The following is a 17,834-nucleotide window of genomic DNA, read 5'->3' on the forward strand; positions in this document are numbered from 1 at the left end:
CTGCGGGAAGCGTAGTGGATTTTCAGAGCGTGGTAATTGTATAAGTTATGTCGCAGTTGATGGTAATACCGACGGAAGGAACGCTATGTCGGAGTTTATAAAATTCATTCATAAACAACAACCTTTTAGAAAAATATTAAATAAAATAAAAAAACAGAAAAAATCCGCTCAATTATTCATGTGACGGATCTTTGTTTTATTATTTTTAACATACTTAACTTAATAGTTTATATAATTCTATGATACAATAATTTTAGAACATGAAGATGGAGAGGTGTTAAAATGAAAAGTAAAAAGTCACCAATAAAAATTGTAATGATTATCTCTTTAATTATTGTTGCACTAATTGTAGCCTTAGTGGTTCTAATTAACAATAACAACTCTGAATCAAATACAGAAACCTCTGATGGACAACCTTCTATTGAGGGACAACCTACAATGGGTGAATCAGATGCACCTGTTACAGTTGTAGAGTTTGGAGATTTTAAATGCCCTGCTTGTAAAGTATGGGGAGAAAATATACTTCCACAACTAGTAAGTGATTATGTTGATACGGGTGATGTTGAATTTTCTTTTATTAACGTTTTGTTTCACGGTGAAGAGTCTCAATTAGCTTCCTTGGCAGCAGAGTCCGTTTATAATCAAAATCCTGATGCTTACTGGGATTATCATGAAGCAATTTTCGAAGCGCAACCTAGTGATAGTCAAGAATGGGTTACCAAGAGTAAAATGCTTGAACTAGCTTCTAGTGTATCAAACATCGATACAGAACAATTAGAAACCGCTATTGATGATAACACACAAATTGACGAAGTAAATAAGGATACAGATATAGTAAATGCATTTGCTATCCAACAGACTCCTACCATTATGATTAATGGAATAGTTATTGAAGACCCCTTTAATTATGAATCAATCCAAAATGCGATAGATAGCGCATTGGAGGCTAGCTAAAATATGACCAAGTTTGAGTGGAAACAATTTTATCTCTACTTTGCATGGATCGTTTCTGTAATCGCAACGCTTGGAAGTCTTTATTTTAGTGAAATACGTGGTTTTACTCCTTGTGAGTTATGCTGGTACCAACGGATACTTATGTACCCATTGACAATTATTCTTGGTATCAGTGCATTTAACAATGATTTGATCATAAAAAAATACGTTCTTCCATTAGCTAGCATTGGCTGGTTAATTTCTCTTTATCACTACCTTAAGCAGAAAGTACCTGGTTTTGCTGACATAAAACCATGTGTAAATGGCGTTTCATGTAATAATTCTTATATTGACTGGTATGGATTTATCACTATCCCATTACTAGCATTTACAGCGTTTACGCTAATAATAATTATTATGCTTCTTATAAAGATTCCAAAAAAATAAATAAGTTGTAATAGAAAAGGTGCAATTCTCATGGGATTTGCACCTTCTTTATTACAACTTATTTAAAAAGTCGGAGTCCTTAATTAAGGTTTGATTAGTAAACTATATTCCCTAGACTCTGTTACTATCATTAGCTTCTTCCACTTTTTCCTTTAATTTTATTCTTATTCTCTCTACTGTTTTAATCTTTCTTAACGTAATAAGAGAAAGAATAGATACGACTACATATTGAGAAAATGTCATTTCTGAATTTTGGTTTATAATTTTATCCAAGATTACGCCTCCTATAAACGAACATGCTCATATCTAATTTACTCCATTTCAAATACTTTATTATTAGTATACATTATAGTTCTCCTTCCACTTAATACAGTAATTTTACAGCTAGTTACATTTTGTATTATATGTTAAAGTAAATCAATTATTTTTGTAAAGAATTGAGTTAGGGGTTCTTTAGTGCTATGTTTATTAATTCATCCAATTGTTTAGATATTCTTAATACCTCAGCCCCATCTGGGTCTTTTGAATAAGCTTCATACATCGCTAACCTTAATTCTTCAATATGTGTATCAATTGTTAAATGCTTGCTCACATTTACACTACCCTTGTAATATAGTTATTATTACTTAAACCTTAATAAGGGTAATTTAACAACATTATCTTAAATTGACCTTAAAATACAAAAATAAACTTACTAGATTAGCCTAAAGAATGGTTATACTACTTCTTTTACTTGTAAGCACATTCTTAACATTTTCGTATGATGGCCATAAAGATTATCATCAAATTCATGCAAGACATTAAATCCTTTTGCTTTATAAAAGTTTATTCCTGGAAGGTTTTCTTTTTCTACATCTAAAAAGATTTTCTCTGTAGTTTTCGATTTATTAATACCTTTATTTAATAGAGCAGTTCCCAACCCTCTAGCTTGAAGATCCGGATGAATATAAATAGCTCCAAGTTCAACTTCTCCTTTTTCTTTTAAAGAATAAAAATTAGCAAATCCTAAAATTAAATCACCGCTTGTCGCTATATATAAATCTGATTGTTTTAATCTCTTAATCATCGATTCATCACTATATGCTGCACCCAAAAATTTATCTTGAATAACAAATGGGATTATCCCTTCATATGTAGCATGCCAAGTTAGTTTTGCGATATTTTGAACTTGTTTTATATCCTTTTCTTCCATAATCCTAATTATAAAATCCATTTATCAAAACCTCCTATAAAAAGCGCGATTTATACTATTTAAAATTTAACTATTTTCTACTATTCTTTTCACTTTTAAGTGCATATCTAATTCCTTTACCAGCAAGAGGTTCATCTTTATATCTTGGTAAAACATGAAAGTGAGAATGAAAAATATGTTGCCCTCCAACTTCTCCACAGTTCCAACCCAAATTATAGCCTTCGGGATGATGTTTTTTATCTATGTATTTTTTCACTTCCTGAAGTAGATTATATGTCGCCTCCCACTCATTGGGTGTTAAATCAAATGCTGTTTCTCTATGTTCTTTTGGTATAATTATTCCAGCACCTTCAAGCAAACTACCTTTTAATTGCACTTGCTCTAACTGCAAAAACACACAGTATTCATTACTGAGAACAACTTTTTGATTTGAATCTAAATCCGGATTACAAAACACACAATTTTTCATAACAAAGCTCCTTCTTTCTACTTTTCTAAAAATATTTTTATAGAAAAGCAAGACAATTAAGATACTATTACTAGGTTACACGATTCCGACACTTTAATCATCCTTACCGTAATATAACATAGTAATATATTGAAAATGAACGTGTAAGTTCCAATAGTAAGCCAACAATGCTATGAACGCTTTAATAAACACCTATTCAAATGAGAGACTGCATCAAGTAAAACACAGCCTCTCATTCCTCTTAACTATACAATTAGTAATATTTAGTAAGCCATACTCTTATCATGATAGTACTTGAATTCTAATAAGTTATTAGCAGGATCAATCAAAAAGAACGTCATATGTTCTTCTTGTTTACCTTTAAATCTAACCATTTCTGCTTTGAAAAAAGGAAGCTTTTCTTCCTTTGCAAATTCTAATGCTTCATCATATTCATCCTTATCCAAGAAAGTAATTCCAAAATGACGAGGATACATTTTAGGCTTTTCATCAACATCATTTGGACTTAAGTGACATACGATCTGATCCCCAAAAAAGTCAAAGGTTACGCGATCATCATACCTTCTGGCAAGCTTACAACCCAATTTTTCATAGAAAACTACTGTTTCATCTAATTCCTTACATGGAATTGCTAAATGAAACACTTTATTTGTACTTCGCATCATATCCACCTCACTGCATGTGATTTTTCCACCTTATTTAACATTCAAGGTTAAATGTATCAGACCGCAAACCCAATCTTAACGTTTCTAAGGAGACAACATCTGATAAAGCAATATTGGCAAGATTAACATTCGTACCTGCCTGTTGAATAAAAAAAGCCTGCATTTTTTTATTTGGTGCTTCAAAAATTAATTTCTCGAGAGGGATACCAGAATCAATTATTTGATCAAAAATATCAACTCGAATATCTCCATCTTCCTTACATATTCCACTAGTGCCACTTTCTCTTGCTTCTGTAATAACCTTTGTTGCACCAGCCTCTATTTCTTCTTGAATATATTCTAGCCATTCAGAAGAATCCTGCTCATTAGATGCCAAAGCGCCTTTATTACCAACCTCACCAAAGACTGTAAATTCATTTGAGAATTCTTTAATAAACGTAGCTTTTAATTTATTGGATATATCGATGGTTCCATTAGATATCTCCACATAGTTGCAAGCAAATTTTCGACAATAGTTATAATACTCCTCAACTTTACCCTGGCTAAGAAACTTTTCGAATAATGTACCACCGAAGAAAAACTCCATGCCATATTCTTTTAAATAATCAATTTTCTCTTCTATAAAACTTGTTACTAGAGATGTACCCCAACCAAATTTGATAAAATCGATATAAGTTTTTGAACTATTGATCGTATCCATAAATAGGTTTAAAGGTGTTCCATTGTCAATTAAGATTGTTAAGCCATCTACTCTTGGTTTTATAGCCCTTGATGGTAGAATTAATTTCATTTCTGTCATACATTAACCCTCTCAATCACTGGTATTTCACTAGACTTATTTATTTTCATGACAAAGTTCGTATTTAACTCTTTTATACAATAAAGAATATCTTCAAAATTAAATGCTACGTTGCCTTCATCAAGAAACCTTTCTGCTACATGAGAATGTATAATTCTCTCCTTGACCTCTTTATTCGACATAGAATTAGACCCATCTAATATACTTTTTATATATGTAGCACAAGCAAGATCATCATCCCCATTTGGATGGGAAGCAATGATATTTATAACCTTTATTTTGTTAGTTATTAATTTATTTTTTATAAATTCTGCTGTTTTTTTCGCATTAGTAAATCCAGTTACAAATATATGCTCGGAAGACAAACAATTTAACGTAGCTTTTACACCGTTCGTTGTCTTTTGAATAAGCGTCTTTCTTACAAGGTTCTTTTGTTTTATATTATATGGCGAGTTATCTAAATCAAATCCTTTAATAGCTAGACCATCAATTTCTCCCGCCAACAGATAATCTGTATGCTCATTCTTTATCTGAAATGCTTGTTCTACTTTCTCAGCAAGATATATACGATTTGCCCCTTGAAGAAAAGCATAATGAGCTACTGTAAATGCTCGAATTACATCAATCACAATCGTAATACTTGCGACAGTTGGTGGTGCTGTTGCCCCTTGATAAATGTATATCTGCATCATCTTTCTCCTAACTTGTAAGGAGTCTCTTCATACTTGGAAGAAGTTAGTACCCCTCTCCTTAATTACCCATCTGACATATCCAAAGTATATTCGCCTATTTCATATACGTTACAATTTTATCAGCCTTAAAGAAATTTAGTGGGATAGGTAAACTTCAATTTGTTGAGGATTTTTGCTCTTGATAGTGAATCAATCGGGGGTATTAGCGTTCATGTTTGTCTATATCTTATTTTACTGTCTTAATATGATAAATGAAATAATAATGCTTATAAAATGCGATTAGTACTAGCAAAATTTTAAGCCATAGAAATTCAACAATAAATATGGAAATTAAGATCATCGAATCAGCTAGTATATTAATCCAAATCTTTTGTTTTATTGTAAGTGATCGATCTCTCAGGAATGGTTCCACTTGTTTTTTATACAGTCGTGTTCCTTTAAACCAAGTATCTAATCTTTCTGAACCTCTAAAAAAACAGATAGATGCTAAGATTAAGAACGGAATACTAGGTAATAACGGTAAAATAACACCGAGGAAACCAATAGTCATAAATATAAATCCAAAGCAAATGTATATAACCTTTTTTATAACAATAAACATTTTATTACTCCCTGTTTTACCGTATTCTTTAACTTACCGTTTATTATAAACAATTTAATCATTAGTTTCCACAATTGATCAACTACACTTGCTTATATAAGTGTAGCTAAAAACTATCCAATAAATAAAAAAAGCCCTAACATCACAAATACTATTTTTGCGAGATCGGACATAAAATCTAATAAAAAACGCGAAACGATAAATTAATATCTTATCTCGCGTTTTTAAAATTATAAACTATTTAAGATTATCTACTGCTGCTCTTTCAATTGCAAGACCATTCGTATAACGTTCCATAAATTTATCAAAGCCTTCTACATCTGTTGGATCTGGAGATACCGTACTCACTGCTTGATTCGCAAAGACTTTCTCATTTAAAAATTCGTCTAACGTTTCATTAGCATCTTTGTTTACCATATATGATGCAAGCAGGGCGATCCCCCATGCTCCACCTTCACCTGCCGTTTCCATAATAGAAACAGGAACATTAAATGCGGCCGCTAAGAAATTTTGACCTACACCTTCTGTTTTAAATATTCCACCGTGACCTAAAATTTCGTCCAGGTTTACTTTTTCTTCTTCAAGTAGAATATCCATCCCTACTTTCATTGCACCAAACGCTGTGAATAGCTGAACACGCATGAAATTAGCCAGATTAAAATTGCTATCGGATGAACGAACAAACAGCGGACGACCTTCTTCAAAATGCGTTATATGTTCGCCGGAGAGATACCCATATGATAATAATCCACCACCATCTGGATCTCCTTTTAACGCTTGCGTAAATAACGTTTCATATAACTTATTCGTATCAACTTCGATGCCCATTGCTTTTGAAAACTCTTCAAAGATTCCTACCCATGCGTTCAAGTCTGAAGAGCAATTGTTAGAATGAGCCATTGCTACCAAGTTACCGGTAGGCGTTGTTACCAGATCAATTTCAGGATGTACTTTAGACAAATCTTTTTCCAGAACCACCATTGCAAATGCAGAAGTACCAGCAGAAACATTACCAGTACGTTTTGCTACACTGTTTGTTGCAACCATACCAGTTCCTGCATCACCTTCTGGTGGACAAAGAGGAATACCAGCCTTCAACTCTCCAGTAGGATCAAGAAGTTTTACGCCTTCCTCTGTAAGAATTCCAGCATTCTCGCCCGCTAGCAATACTTCAGGAACAATTTCTTCAAATTTCCACGGTAAATTCTTCGGTGCAATCAATTCATTAAATTGATCAATCATTGTTTGATTATATTTCTTCGTATTCAAGTCAATTGGAAATAAACCAGAGGCTTCTCCAACTCCCAGAACTTTATTTCCAGTTAGTTTCCAATGAATGTAACCAGCAAGTGTTGTTTGGAAGCTAATATCGGCAACATGCTCTTCTTGATTTAAGATAGCTTGATACAGATGAGCAATACTCCATCTCTGTGGAATTTGATAATTAAACAGTTCTGTCAATTCACTCGAAGCTTGTTCAGTGAAGTTATTACGCCAAGTACGGAAAGGTACAAGAAGATCCCCTTCCTTATCGAAAGCCATATAACCATGCATCATAGCACTAAATCCGATTGCTCCCACAGTTTGTAAAGTAACACCATATTCTTGTTTTACATCTTCAGCCAATTTTTTATAGCTGTCTTGTAAACCCTTCCAAATATCTTCAATACTATAGGTCCACGTATTATTTACATAACTATTTTCCCAGTCATGGCTTCCAGATGCAATTGGAGTGTTATCTTCTCCAATTAGAACTGCTTTAATACGAGTTGAACCAAATTCAATACCAAGTACTGTTTTTCCCTTTTCAATCACATTTTTCAGATCACGTGTCATATTATTTTCCCCCAATTATAGATAAATAAATCGATAAGTCTATTATAAAAGAAATCAGTAACTATTACAATCCTAAATGTACGGACAACTTATTTTTGAATGCGTTATCTTTTAATTGATAAACGTACAATTAATCTCAACTTATAAAATATGTAAAGTAAACGGATTACAAAAAAGTCCCAACTAATTGATAGGTTAGCGGGACTGGAATGACATATATTTTTATTTACTTATTTCTTTTCCTACGATATTACCTCTAGAGATCTTCAATTTCTTTCTTCTCTCTTTTATGAAATGTATTAATCCTTTAAAGAAATGCCCATTCACCATCATTAAGATACCATCTAACATCGGCATATTAACAACACCACCTGTTAATCTAGCAATTCCCCTAAACGGCATATAATAGATAGACATCATAATTAAATTAGCTGTATTTCTTTTCCCAGTTTTTCTTAAAAACCAATGTATAAACACAATCAAGTGATAGGTAATACGCCCAAACAACCCTTTTGCATACTGACATTGTTCAATAGTGTCCGTGTATCCTAGAGGCTTACTTCTGTCCCAAGTTGAAACAGGTACGTTACGTCCAAGTAGGTTTTCAAACTCATCTTTACTAACATTGTTTGCTTGACCTGAATAATAGGATGGTAATTTTTCTTTATCGTATGGTAAAGGTGCTTCTGTACCCTCTACAAAGATAGTATCCTTTAGCCGAATATCAGTGCTCGATGCACCAATCATTATTTCATAATCGGCTTCTTCGATTTCCCACTGATTCGTTTTAACATTAAAATAACGGAAAGTCTTATCATCAAAGGGAATTGCTACTGTCTTTGTTTCACCAGCATTAATAAATATTTTATCAAACCCTTTTAATTCCTTTTTAGCACGAAAAATAACTTGAGATTTACACCCAACATATAATTGGGCAATTTCCATTCCTGCTATGTCGCCCGTATTAGTTAATTTAAACGTTACTCCATCTTTATCGATACGAATATCAGAATAATCAAAGGTGGTATAGCTAAGACCAAAACCAAATGGGAAGAGAACATCCACATCTGCTGAATCATAATAACGATAGCCAATGTACATGGCTTCTCTATATTCGACACTCGCTTCGTTATCTAGAAAATTATGATAGGACGGCGTATCCTCATACTTAAGTGGATAAGACTCGGCCAGTTTACCTGATGGATTCACATCTCCTGATAGAACTCTAAGAATAGCCCTTGCTCCTGCTTGTCCGCCTAAATATCCATGTAAAACACACTTCACCTTATCAATCCAAGGCATTTCAACAGCTGATCCACAAGAAAGAATTGCAACAATATTTGGATTAACTTCATATAGTGCATGTAATAAATCGACCTGATTATCTGGCAAATTCATATTAGGCCTGTCTAAACCTTCAGCTTCGCTAGCTTCATCAAGGCCTACATATAAAAACACTACATCTGCTTCTTTAGCCAATGTACAAGCCTTATTTATTTTATCTATACTTTTTTTTCCATAACGTTCAAAACCCTGTTCAAAGCCTATACTAACGATTCCAGATTCCTCAAAACAATCCATCGTATGATCAAGTATCGTTGGATTTACAATCGATGACCCAGCACCTTGATATCGCGCATCTTTAGCAAAATCACCAATAACAGCAACCTTTTTCCCGAATTTAAGCGGTAACATGTTATCTTCATTTTTTAGAAGGACAATCGACTCCTCCGCCACCTTCTGAGCGACTCTATGATGTTTTTCTACATCAAATTCCTGCTTATAAGACTTCTCAAAAACTTCATTAGTAGAAAAGATAAGTTCTAGTAACCTATCTACACACACATCTAATACTTTTTCTTCGATCTTGCCTGTTTTAATCGCATCAATAATCTCTTTATCGGTTTCTCCTGCTGTTGTTGGCATTTCTAGTTCATTTCCAGCCAAAAGTCCGGCTATACGATCGTTGCTTCCACCCCAGTCCGTGACCACAACACCATTGAAACCCCATTCTCCCCTTAGAATATTGTTCATCAAATGTTGGTTTTCATTTGTATAATCACCGTTAACCTTATTATAAGAAGACATAATCGTCTTCGTTTTACCTTCCTTTACTGCTATTTCAAAAGCAGTTAGGTAAATTTCTCTTAGCGTTCTTTCATCTACTATCGTATCAATTGACATACGTCTTTCTTCCTGATTATTAACTGCAAAATGCTTTACGCACGCAGAAACACCATGAGACTGAATGCCCCTAATGTAGCTGGCAGCCATTTTACCTGCATGATAAGGGTCCTCACCAAAATACTCGAAATTTCGTCCGCATAAGGGGTTTCTTTTCATATTAATTCCTGGTCCAAGTAAGACATTTACTTTTTGCGTTATGGCTTCTTCCCCAAGATAATCTCCAACCTTTTCTCCCAGTTCAGCATTCCAACTGTTAGCAACAGTTGCAGCAGTTGGATAGCAAGTCGCAGGTATACCAGTATTTAAACCTAATTGGTCTGCAGCTATCTCTTGTCTTCTAATACCATGTGGTCCGTCAGCAAGAAACATGCTATGAATATCAAAACGTTCTATATCTTGTGTTTGCCAGAAGTCCTTTCCCGACATCATAGACGCTTTTTCTTCTAGTGTCATTTGATCAATTATGTCTTTATACTTCATCTTAATTCCTCATTTAAATTTTCAGTGGCACTCCTTCAAGAGATACTGCCGAAACATTATTTGTATTATGATTCAATATTTAACTTAATACTATAAAAGTATTTTACTATAGAATCCATATATTTTCTAATACTTCTTACTCAAGAAAAATTATGATATTACTAGTAATCTAGAACAAGGAATTGTAAAATATTCCAGTAAAAAATAATGAGGACATCAAAATGATGTCCTCATTATTCATATCTTTAATTTTCAAGATGTGATGTATATATTGTAGATCTTCCTACAATTCTTTAGTTAATTAAAACCTACTAACCTTTGTGATATCTTATATGCCCCTACAGAAATACGACGTCCTGCACGACCTGGTAAATTAATCAACCCGCCCATAATCCCGTATTTAAGACTATGGTACAAATGAATATCTTTATCTTTAATATACTTCCATAGTTCTTTTTTCTTTTTCAAGTTTTCTGCTGATCCTGAACGAATTAATAAAATTGCAGATACTATTGTAACAATTTCCAAATGTCTAAGCATATAATGCTGGAGCATTGGATTTCTAATATTCTTTAACTCTACTTGATCTATCATGAGTTTATTGACTTTAATCTGTTGATCAATTCTTTTTATCATAATATTTTCTTGAATCGACTGGTCTTCCCTGCCGATAAAATATCTATAAAAATCGACATTGACATAGAAGATTTTTTTAACGTGCTCAAGCGGTCGATAAACATACAAGTTATCAACATAAAAAGTATGTTTCGGTAGCTCTAATCCGCACTCTCTAAGTAAATTCGTTCTATATATAACAGAATGCATCAAAATATACTGCCCTTTACGAAATGGCTTTATATCACTCCAGGTAAAAACTATTCCTTCTGGAAGGACGTTATCATATTTCATGATCTTTTTATACCTTGCACCTTCTTTTTCATAGACGAAATTACTAATCATCATATCAACGTATGTTTCTTCTACAAAAAGATCATTTAAAGATTCTAATATTTTAAGATATGCCCTTATGTCTACCCAATCATCACTATCTACTACTTTAAAATATAATCCCGTAGCATTTCGGATGCCTGCATTAACAGCTTCTCCGTGCCCACCATTTTCTTGATGAATTGTTTTTATGATAGTCGGGTACTTATTTGCGTACTCATCTGCTATTTCTCCAGTTCGATCAACGGAGCCATCATTAACTATCAGTAACTCTACGTTTTCCCCTCCAGGTAGGAGGGATTCTATGCAATATCTCATATAATCTTGTGAATTATAGCAGGGTATAACTACTGATAATATTTTCATACTCACACTACCTTTACTTCGCCTTTGTTTCTGGCTCTTGTTTGAAAATAATTTTAAATATCGGGAAGAATACCCAGAAGGCAATTGCACTGTTTATGATCATTGTAATAACATCTGCTGTTGTTTCACCTGCAGCACCAAAACCCCACGTGTTCATTAATAAATTATAAATAGGAGCTTTATAAATTCCCTGAGCTGCAGCTGCACCAATTGTTATAATAATGTAGGCAATTAAATACCAAGAGAATGCCTTCCAAATATTAGAGTTTGATTTAAACGTGATGCTTCTTTGGGCAAAGAAATTAATAATCTGCGCAATAGCAATTGTTATTTGGACTGCAAGAAAGTAAGCAAGACCCCCACCACCACCTGCTGAGAGAGCTCCAGCAGCATAATCAAATACATAATAATCACTACCATCAAAGGTTTGCCCAACCTGTAATACTTGAAAACTAGTACTTACTAATGATGTTTGGGCAAAGATACTCTTAAAGACAGGCATTAAAATAAGTTGTAGCGCGGTCACTCCATTACTTAGCAGAAAGAACACTAAAAATTGTGCAATGTTAGGATGATTTTCCTTGTATCTCTTCCAAAACCCAATTAGTCCTTTTTTATTCTTTTTATCTTCCACTCTTTCACTCTTCATTTTACCTCTCCTTTGCCGCCAGCGCCAACATTTTTTTAACTTAAGCGACTTTTTAACATTATCTTTCTTTCATTTAACAAATGTTTCAATCCCTTAAAGAATTGACCGTTTACTATCATTAAAATGCCATCCAACATCTGCATGTTGATAATGCCACCTGTCATTCTAGCGATTCCTCTAAAGGGCATATGATAGATTGACATCATGATAAGATTTGCAGTACTTCTTTTTCCTATTTTTCTAAGGAACCAATGGGAAAATGTTATGGAGTGAAATACAAACCTAGCGAATAAACCTTTTGCATATTGACACTGTGCAATCGAATCATTATATCCAAGTGGTTTTGTTCGATCCCATGTAGAGACAGGTACTTTTCGTCCAAGAAGCGTCTCAAACTCATCAATATTTACGTTGTTTACTTTTCCAGAGTAATAGGAAGAAAGCTTTTCTTTATCGTATGGACTTGGTGCACTTGTGCCTTCAACAAAAAGACTTGCCTCTAATTTAATATCCGCACTTGATGCACCAACCTTGATTACATAATCCGCTGTTTCTATTTCCCACTGATTCGTTTTTGCATTGAAATAACGAAAAGTCTTGTCATCAAAAGGGATCGTTACAAACTTTGATTCTCCAGCTTCTATAAATACCTTAACAAAGCCCTTTAGTTCCTTTTCTGGTCTGAAAATTTCATCTGATTTACATCCTACATATAGTTGTGCGCTTTCCATTCCCGCACTATTTCCTGTATTTGTTATTTTAAATGTAACACCTTGTTTATCTACTTGAATATCTGTGTAGTCAAATGTCGTATAACTAAGTCCATAACCAAAAGGAAAAAGAACATTTACTTTTGCTGTATCATAATAACGATAACCTATAAACATTCCTTCTCTATATTCAACACTAACTTCCTTACCAGGGAAATGGTGATAAGCAGGTGTATCCTCATAACGAATTGGGTATGTTTCTGCTAATTTTCCTGAAGGATTAACATCACCTGTTAAAACCCTAAGAATTGCCCTTGGCCCTGCTTGACCACTTAAATAACCATGTAATAAGCCTTTCACTTTATCTATCCACGGCATTTCTACTGCAGCACCGCTAGAAATAATCGCCACAATATTCGGGTTAACTTCGTGCAAAGCATTTAATAGCTCTATTTGGTTTTCAGGAATTTTCATGTTTTGTCTATCTAATCCTTCAGCTTCGGTAGCCTCATCCAAACCAATATATAAAAGAACAACATCTGCGTTTTTTGCAAGCGCACATGCTTTATCTATTTTTTTCTTACTTTTCTTTCCATAGCGTTCAAATCCAGGTTCATAACCAATATTAATAATTCCTGATTCCTCTAAACAATCTAACGTATTATCTAAAATTGTTGGATTAACAACCGATGATCCGGCACCTTGATAACGAGCTTCTTTTGCAAAGTCACCAATAGTAGCAACTTTAACACTGTTCTTAAGCGGTAAGATATTATTTTCATTTTTAAGAAGGACGATTGACTCTTCTGCAACTTCCTGCGCTACTTTATGATGTTCTTTAACATCAAACTCTTTTTTATAAGGCTTCTCATATACTTCCTCTGTTGTAAAAATCAGTTCAAGTATTCTGTCTACACATTCATCTAAAACTTCCTCTTTAATTTCCCCACTTTTAATTGCTTCAATAATTTCTTGATTCGTCTCACCAGCAGTCGTAGGCATTTCCAACTCATTTCCAGCTATAAGTCCTGCCACCCGGTCATTACTTCCGCCCCAATCAGTCACAACAACACCATCAAAGTTCCACTCATTACGTAAGATTTCTCTCATTAAATGAATGTTCTCATTGGTATAGGCACCATTTAACATGTTATAAGAAGACATAACCGTTTTTGTTTTACCTTCTTTAATAGCTATTTCAAATGCAGTTAAATAGATTTCCCTCAGTGTTCTTTCATCCACTATTGTATCAATAGACATCCGTCTTTCTTCCTGGTTATTCACGGCAAAGTGTTTCACACATGCAGAAATGCCATTTGATTGAATTCCTTTTATATAACTTGCAGCCATTTGGCCAGCATGATAAGGATCTTCACTAAAATATTCAAAGTTTCTTCCGCACAATGGATCTCTCTTCATATTAATACCAGGGCCCAGTAATACATTTACCTTTTGTGCTACTGCCTCTTTTCCAAGATACTGTCCAATTTTTTCTCCTAGTTCAGTATTCCAACTATTAGCTACTGTTGCTGCTGGCGGAAAACAAGTTGCCGGTATACTTTCATTCAGTCCAAGATGATCAGCTGCTTCCGCTTGTTTTCTTATACCATGCGGGCCATCAGCTAGAAAGATATTATTTATTCCAAGTCTTTCTATATCTTGCGTTTGCCAAAAATCTTTCCCTGACATTAATGAAGCTTTCTCTTCTAACGTCAATTTTTCAATTATCTCTCTATATTTAAACGTCTTTTTTTTAATTACATCCACATTTTTCATATGTCAGTCCTCTTTTATGTTTTCAGCGGTAGTCCCTATGGAATACCGCTGATTTTTATTTTTTCAAAATTAGATGTTTGTTCCCCTTAAATGCTTTAAATTTTATCTATGCTAATTTATTGCTTTCTGTGCTCACATCTCTCTTTTTGGAGTTACGGAAAGTGAAGAAGAAACCAAGAATGATTCCTAGACCTACAAGACTATCAACAACAATTGTGATGACAACCCATTGCGGTGTATCCGAACTCATGCCGTCTTCAATCGCACTACTGTTAGCAACAGTGTAAAGTACATTTTTCGCAGCATCTCTCAACGCCCATAATGTATCATTACTGTCCGTATTAAACTCAGGTATACCAAATGGCGCTACACCAGTAAGCATGATATCATTACCTGCACGTACAGCAAGCTCAGCGTTCATGTACGGATATGACTCCAAGATATAGAAGTCTGTATTAACTGTACCGTTAAATCCCCACTCGTTGCGTAGAACTTCTTTAAGCAAACTTTCGTCTGCACCAGCCCAAACACTACCGATACTGTTAAAAGATGACATCACACCTAATGCGCCACCTTCTTTAACTGCAACTTCAAACGGTTTCAAGTAAATTTCACGAATCGATTGTTCATTACCCCAAGTTAGTACACCTAACGTACGGTTGTCTTCCTGGTCATTTAAGGCGAAGTGTTTCATGTATACAAATCCACCTTTGCTTTGGTAACCTGCTGTAGTAGCAGCTGCAAATTCCCCAGAAAGGAATGGATCTTCTGAGTAATACTCAAAGTTTCTTCCTGCAAAGGCTGTACGGTGAATGTTCATTGCCGGAGCATACCAACCTGTAACTCCATATGCTTGTGCTTCATCGCCAATTGCTTCACCCATTGCTGTAGCAAGCTCGACATTCCATGTAGATGCAAGCATTACTTCTGCAGGGAATGGAATACCTGATACAGGTGTTGCCGCTAAGAATGAACTGATACCTGCAGGTCCGTCATAATCTGTTGTAGCTGGTTTACCAACTGATTCAAGCTCAACCGTTTTATAGCCACCATGTGTAACAACATTAACCAAGTCATCAACAGACAATTGATCTAGTAATGGCTCCCAGCTTTCATCATCAAAAGCTACATCTTCATATTCATCTAGCGTTAATCCATTATCTGCACCTGTTGTAGGTGCTGAATCTTGTGTATCAGCTGGCACATCGTACCGCTTACTATTTACCATGTCAACAAAGGTAGAATCTACTAATGTACCCTCAACTTCTCTAGTAGTTCCATCCTCATTCGTTACAGTAAACGTTTCATTTTGATCAATCTCATCTAAATTCGCAAAGCCATCCGCTCGAGAAAGATAGGTCTCAATACTTCCTTCACCAGTAACTTCTTCATCGAACTGGTTTACTGCTACTTGTTCGTCTGTAGAACGTCCAGAATCATATACAATCTCTGAAAGTGTTTCTGAACCCACATCAGCAATTTTTTCGTGTGAGTCTTTCATCAACATAAGGTTATATTCGCCTGCTTCAAGTACATAAGAACCATCCGCACTGAATAATTTATTAGAGTCATATGCAGCCATATCTTCTACTTCGAAAGAAACTGTTACAACCTCTGATTCTCCAGGTTCAATGACGTTTGTTTTTGCAAATGCTGCAAGCTCAATTGATGACTTTTCAATTTGTCCAGTATACGGTGCAGAGTAATAAAGTTGAACTACCTCTTTACCTGCTACTGAACCTGTATTCGTTACTTCTACATCAACGGAAATATCCGTTTCATCCCAAGTTAAACTGTCCGTTACGACCTCTTGCTCATAATCTGTATAGCTTAAACCATGCCCAAATGGATATAATACTTCTTCATCATAGTCGATTGTTCCCAAGTCGGCAGCGGTTTCATAATAACGATAACCTACATAAATCCCTTCAGCCAAATCAACATATTTCAATGGAACACCTTCAGAATCACTAGCTGTAGAATATGTTTCATCCGCATTCTCAACAACATAATCAAAATCACCAAAATTACTAACTGCTGGTGCGTCAAGAACATCAGAAGCATAAATATCTACTGTTTTACCTGATGGATTTAAATCACCGGCAAGAACCTTACCTAATGAACCAAATCCACTTTGTCCTGGTCCCGCAATATTTACAACACTTTTAATTTCATCGTAATCATTAACCCAATCAAGTTCGAAAGTGTTTGCACTGTTTACAACGACAATGACGTTACTAAAATTAGCTGCTGTTACAGCTTCAAGCATTCCTAGTTCTCTATTCGTAAGTTCTAGATAATGTTTGTTTGGGTCTTGGTCATCTTCAAAACCAAATGTTTGTCCAGTAGGACCCTGTGGACCGCCTTCTGGATCATACGTATCTGGTCCAGATAAACTTTTCGGAAGATCTGCACCTTCCCCACCCGAACGGGCGATAAAGATAACAGCTGTATCCGAGTATTCTTTCGCATGAGCCATTAAATCTTCTGTATAGAAACCTTCTGGTTGAGGCTCTGGAATAGTAAAATCTTGACCTTCTATACCAATTATCGGTCTTTCCAGGTCAGTGGCAGTATAAGCATTATATAATTCCTCATTAATCTCAATTCCTGCAGCCTCAAACCCTGCTTTAGGCGTAATGGCTGTCGATGCATCAGTACCACCTGAGCCCGCTCCTCCATAAATTGGATTTGTGAAGCTCCAACCAAAAACATTTACTTTTGTTCCTTCAGCAAACGGTAAAGCGTTTTCTTCATTTTGCAAAAGGACAATACCTTCATCTGTAATTTGTTCAACAACTTCTACTGAATGATCACGAGCTGTAACCGCCTCATCACTAGTTATATCAATTTCTGAAAAATACGATGTAATAACATCTGAATAATAGCCTAAAGCTACGTTTGCTCCAATAGCTAGTACCAGTAGCACACTTAAAATAGAACTCATAATAATGCGAAATTTTTTCTTACCCATTTTCTTCTTTGCCATGTCTGTATTAACCCCCTAATTTATAAATCTAAGTAACTACTTACCCTCCTCTATTATATAGAGCGCTATCAATTTATTTGAAAGCGTTTTACTAA

16 protein-coding genes are annotated in these 17,834 nt (G+C 34.8%); 2 read left to right on the forward strand and 14 right to left on the reverse strand.

Going from position 1 to position 17,834, the window contains the following annotated elements:
- Nucleotides 1-282: 282 nt before the first annotated feature.
- Together D2K62_RS06705 and D2K62_RS06710 are read left to right on the forward strand one after the other, a co-directional pair.
- A complete protein-coding gene (locus D2K62_RS06705) occupies nt 283-954 on the forward strand; it encodes a DsbA family protein (RefSeq protein WP_117161127.1) in 672 nt (223 codons plus the stop codon).
- A gap of 3 nt (nt 955-957) precedes the next feature.
- On the forward strand, nt 958-1,380 hold the full coding sequence (locus D2K62_RS06710; RefSeq protein WP_112179886.1) for a disulfide oxidoreductase: 423 nt from the start codon (nt 958-960) through the stop codon (nt 1,378-1,380).
- Between the two features lie 111 nt (nt 1,381-1,491).
- Here D2K62_RS06710 and D2K62_RS18700 read toward each other — a convergent pair whose 3' ends face one another.
- The 14 genes from D2K62_RS18700 to D2K62_RS06775 form a co-directional block, all read right to left on the reverse strand.
- Nucleotides 1,492-1,653, reverse strand: a complete 162-nt coding sequence (locus D2K62_RS18700; protein WP_157967342.1) for a hypothetical protein — start codon at nt 1,651-1,653, stop codon at nt 1,492-1,494.
- Nucleotides 1,654-1,822: 169 nt separating this feature from the next.
- Nucleotides 1,823-1,972, reverse strand: a complete 150-nt coding sequence (locus D2K62_RS06715) for an aspartyl-phosphate phosphatase Spo0E family protein (RefSeq protein ID WP_232824158.1) — start codon at nt 1,970-1,972, stop codon at nt 1,823-1,825.
- 123 nt (nt 1,973-2,095) lie between these two features.
- Nucleotides 2,096-2,593, reverse strand: a complete 498-nt coding sequence (locus D2K62_RS06720) for a GNAT family N-acetyltransferase (protein WP_112179885.1) — start codon at nt 2,591-2,593, stop codon at nt 2,096-2,098.
- Nucleotides 2,594-2,642: 49 nt separating this feature from the next.
- Nucleotides 2,643-3,041 carry an HIT family protein gene (locus D2K62_RS06725; RefSeq protein ID WP_112179884.1) on the reverse strand — a complete coding sequence of 133 codons (399 nt, stop codon included), beginning with the start codon at nt 3,039-3,041 and terminating at the stop codon, nt 2,643-2,645.
- A gap of 263 nt (nt 3,042-3,304) precedes the next feature.
- A complete protein-coding gene (locus D2K62_RS06730) occupies nt 3,305-3,703 on the reverse strand; it encodes a VOC family protein (protein WP_112179883.1) in 399 nt (132 codons plus the stop codon).
- Between the two features lie 37 nt (nt 3,704-3,740).
- Complete coding sequence (locus D2K62_RS06735) at nt 3,741-4,505, reverse strand: phosphosulfolactate synthase (protein ID WP_117161128.1); 765 nt, start codon at nt 4,503-4,505, stop codon at nt 3,741-3,743.
- Nucleotides 4,502-5,194, reverse strand: a complete 693-nt coding sequence (locus D2K62_RS06740) for a 2-phosphosulfolactate phosphatase (RefSeq protein ID WP_117161129.1) — start codon at nt 5,192-5,194, stop codon at nt 4,502-4,504. Before D2K62_RS06740 ends, D2K62_RS06735 begins: the two co-directional genes overlap by 4 nt.
- Before the next feature lie 229 nt (nt 5,195-5,423).
- Entirely contained in the window at nt 5,424-5,798 is a 375-nt protein-coding gene (locus tag D2K62_RS06745; protein WP_117149056.1) for a YbaN family protein, read from the reverse strand.
- 237 nt (nt 5,799-6,035) lie between these two features.
- On the reverse strand, nt 6,036-7,634 hold the full coding sequence (locus D2K62_RS06750) for a xylulokinase (protein WP_117161130.1): 1,599 nt from the start codon (nt 7,632-7,634) through the stop codon (nt 6,036-6,038).
- A 222-nt stretch (nt 7,635-7,856) separates the two neighbouring features.
- A complete protein-coding gene (locus tag D2K62_RS06755) occupies nt 7,857-10,301 on the reverse strand; it encodes a glycoside hydrolase family 3 C-terminal domain-containing protein (RefSeq protein WP_112179878.1) in 2,445 nt (814 codons plus the stop codon).
- Nucleotides 10,302-10,598: 297 nt separating this feature from the next.
- Nucleotides 10,599-11,615 carry a glycosyltransferase family 2 protein gene (locus tag D2K62_RS06760; RefSeq protein ID WP_112179877.1) on the reverse strand — a complete coding sequence of 339 codons (1,017 nt, stop codon included), beginning with the start codon at nt 11,613-11,615 and terminating at the stop codon, nt 10,599-10,601.
- A gap of 13 nt (nt 11,616-11,628) precedes the next feature.
- Entirely contained in the window at nt 11,629-12,264 is a 636-nt protein-coding gene (locus tag D2K62_RS06765) for a hypothetical protein (protein ID WP_112179876.1), read from the reverse strand.
- Between the two features lie 35 nt (nt 12,265-12,299).
- A complete protein-coding gene (locus tag D2K62_RS06770) occupies nt 12,300-14,750 on the reverse strand; it encodes a beta-glucosidase family protein (RefSeq protein WP_117161131.1) in 2,451 nt (816 codons plus the stop codon).
- Between the two features lie 106 nt (nt 14,751-14,856).
- Entirely contained in the window at nt 14,857-17,739 is a 2,883-nt protein-coding gene (locus D2K62_RS06775; RefSeq protein WP_117161132.1) for a beta-glucosidase, read from the reverse strand.
- Nucleotides 17,740-17,834 lie beyond the last annotated feature (95 nt).

The organism is Paraliobacillus sp. X-1268 (genome assembly GCF_003426095.1).
GTDB classification, from domain to species: domain Bacteria; phylum Bacillota; class Bacilli; order Bacillales; family Amphibacillaceae; genus Paraliobacillus_A; species Paraliobacillus_A zengyii.

What these genes read in the sequence shown, in the direction of transcription:
- D2K62_RS06730 (WP_112179883.1), bottom strand. Translation starts at nt 3,703, where the DNA reads ATGCGAAGTACAAATAAAGTGTTTCATTTAGCAATTCCATGTAAGGAA.
- D2K62_RS06775 (WP_117161132.1), bottom strand. Translation starts at nt 17,739, where the DNA reads ATGGCAAAGAAGAAAATGGGTAAGAAAAAATTTCGCATTATTATGAGT.
- D2K62_RS06755 (WP_112179878.1), bottom strand. Translation starts at nt 10,301, where the DNA reads ATGAAGTATAAAGACATAATTGATCAAATGACACTAGAAGAAAAAGCG.
- D2K62_RS06770 (WP_117161131.1), bottom strand. Translation starts at nt 14,750, where the DNA reads ATGAAAAATGTGGATGTAATTAAAAAAAAGACGTTTAAATATAGAGAG.
- D2K62_RS06725 (WP_112179884.1), bottom strand. Translation starts at nt 3,041, where the DNA reads ATGAAAAATTGTGTGTTTTGTAATCCGGATTTAGATTCAAATCAAAAA.
- D2K62_RS06765 (WP_112179876.1), bottom strand. Translation starts at nt 12,264, where the DNA reads ATGAAGAGTGAAAGAGTGGAAGATAAAAAGAATAAAAAAGGACTAATT.
- D2K62_RS06750 (WP_117161130.1), bottom strand. Translation starts at nt 7,634, where the DNA reads ATGACACGTGATCTGAAAAATGTGATTGAAAAGGGAAAAACAGTACTT.
- D2K62_RS06720 (WP_112179885.1), bottom strand. Translation starts at nt 2,593, where the DNA reads ATGGATTTTATAATTAGGATTATGGAAGAAAAGGATATAAAACAAGTT.
- D2K62_RS06705 (WP_117161127.1), top strand. Translation starts at nt 283, where the DNA reads ATGAAAAGTAAAAAGTCACCAATAAAAATTGTAATGATTATCTCTTTA.
- D2K62_RS06745 (WP_117149056.1), bottom strand. Translation starts at nt 5,798, where the DNA reads ATGTTTATTGTTATAAAAAAGGTTATATACATTTGCTTTGGATTTATA.
- D2K62_RS06735 (WP_117161128.1), bottom strand. Translation starts at nt 4,505, where the DNA reads ATGACAGAAATGAAATTAATTCTACCATCAAGGGCTATAAAACCAAGA.
- D2K62_RS06710 (WP_112179886.1), top strand. Translation starts at nt 958, where the DNA reads ATGACCAAGTTTGAGTGGAAACAATTTTATCTCTACTTTGCATGGATC.
- D2K62_RS06740 (WP_117161129.1), bottom strand. Translation starts at nt 5,194, where the DNA reads ATGCAGATATACATTTATCAAGGGGCAACAGCACCACCAACTGTCGCA.
- D2K62_RS06760 (WP_112179877.1), bottom strand. Translation starts at nt 11,615, where the DNA reads ATGAAAATATTATCAGTAGTTATACCCTGCTATAATTCACAAGATTAT.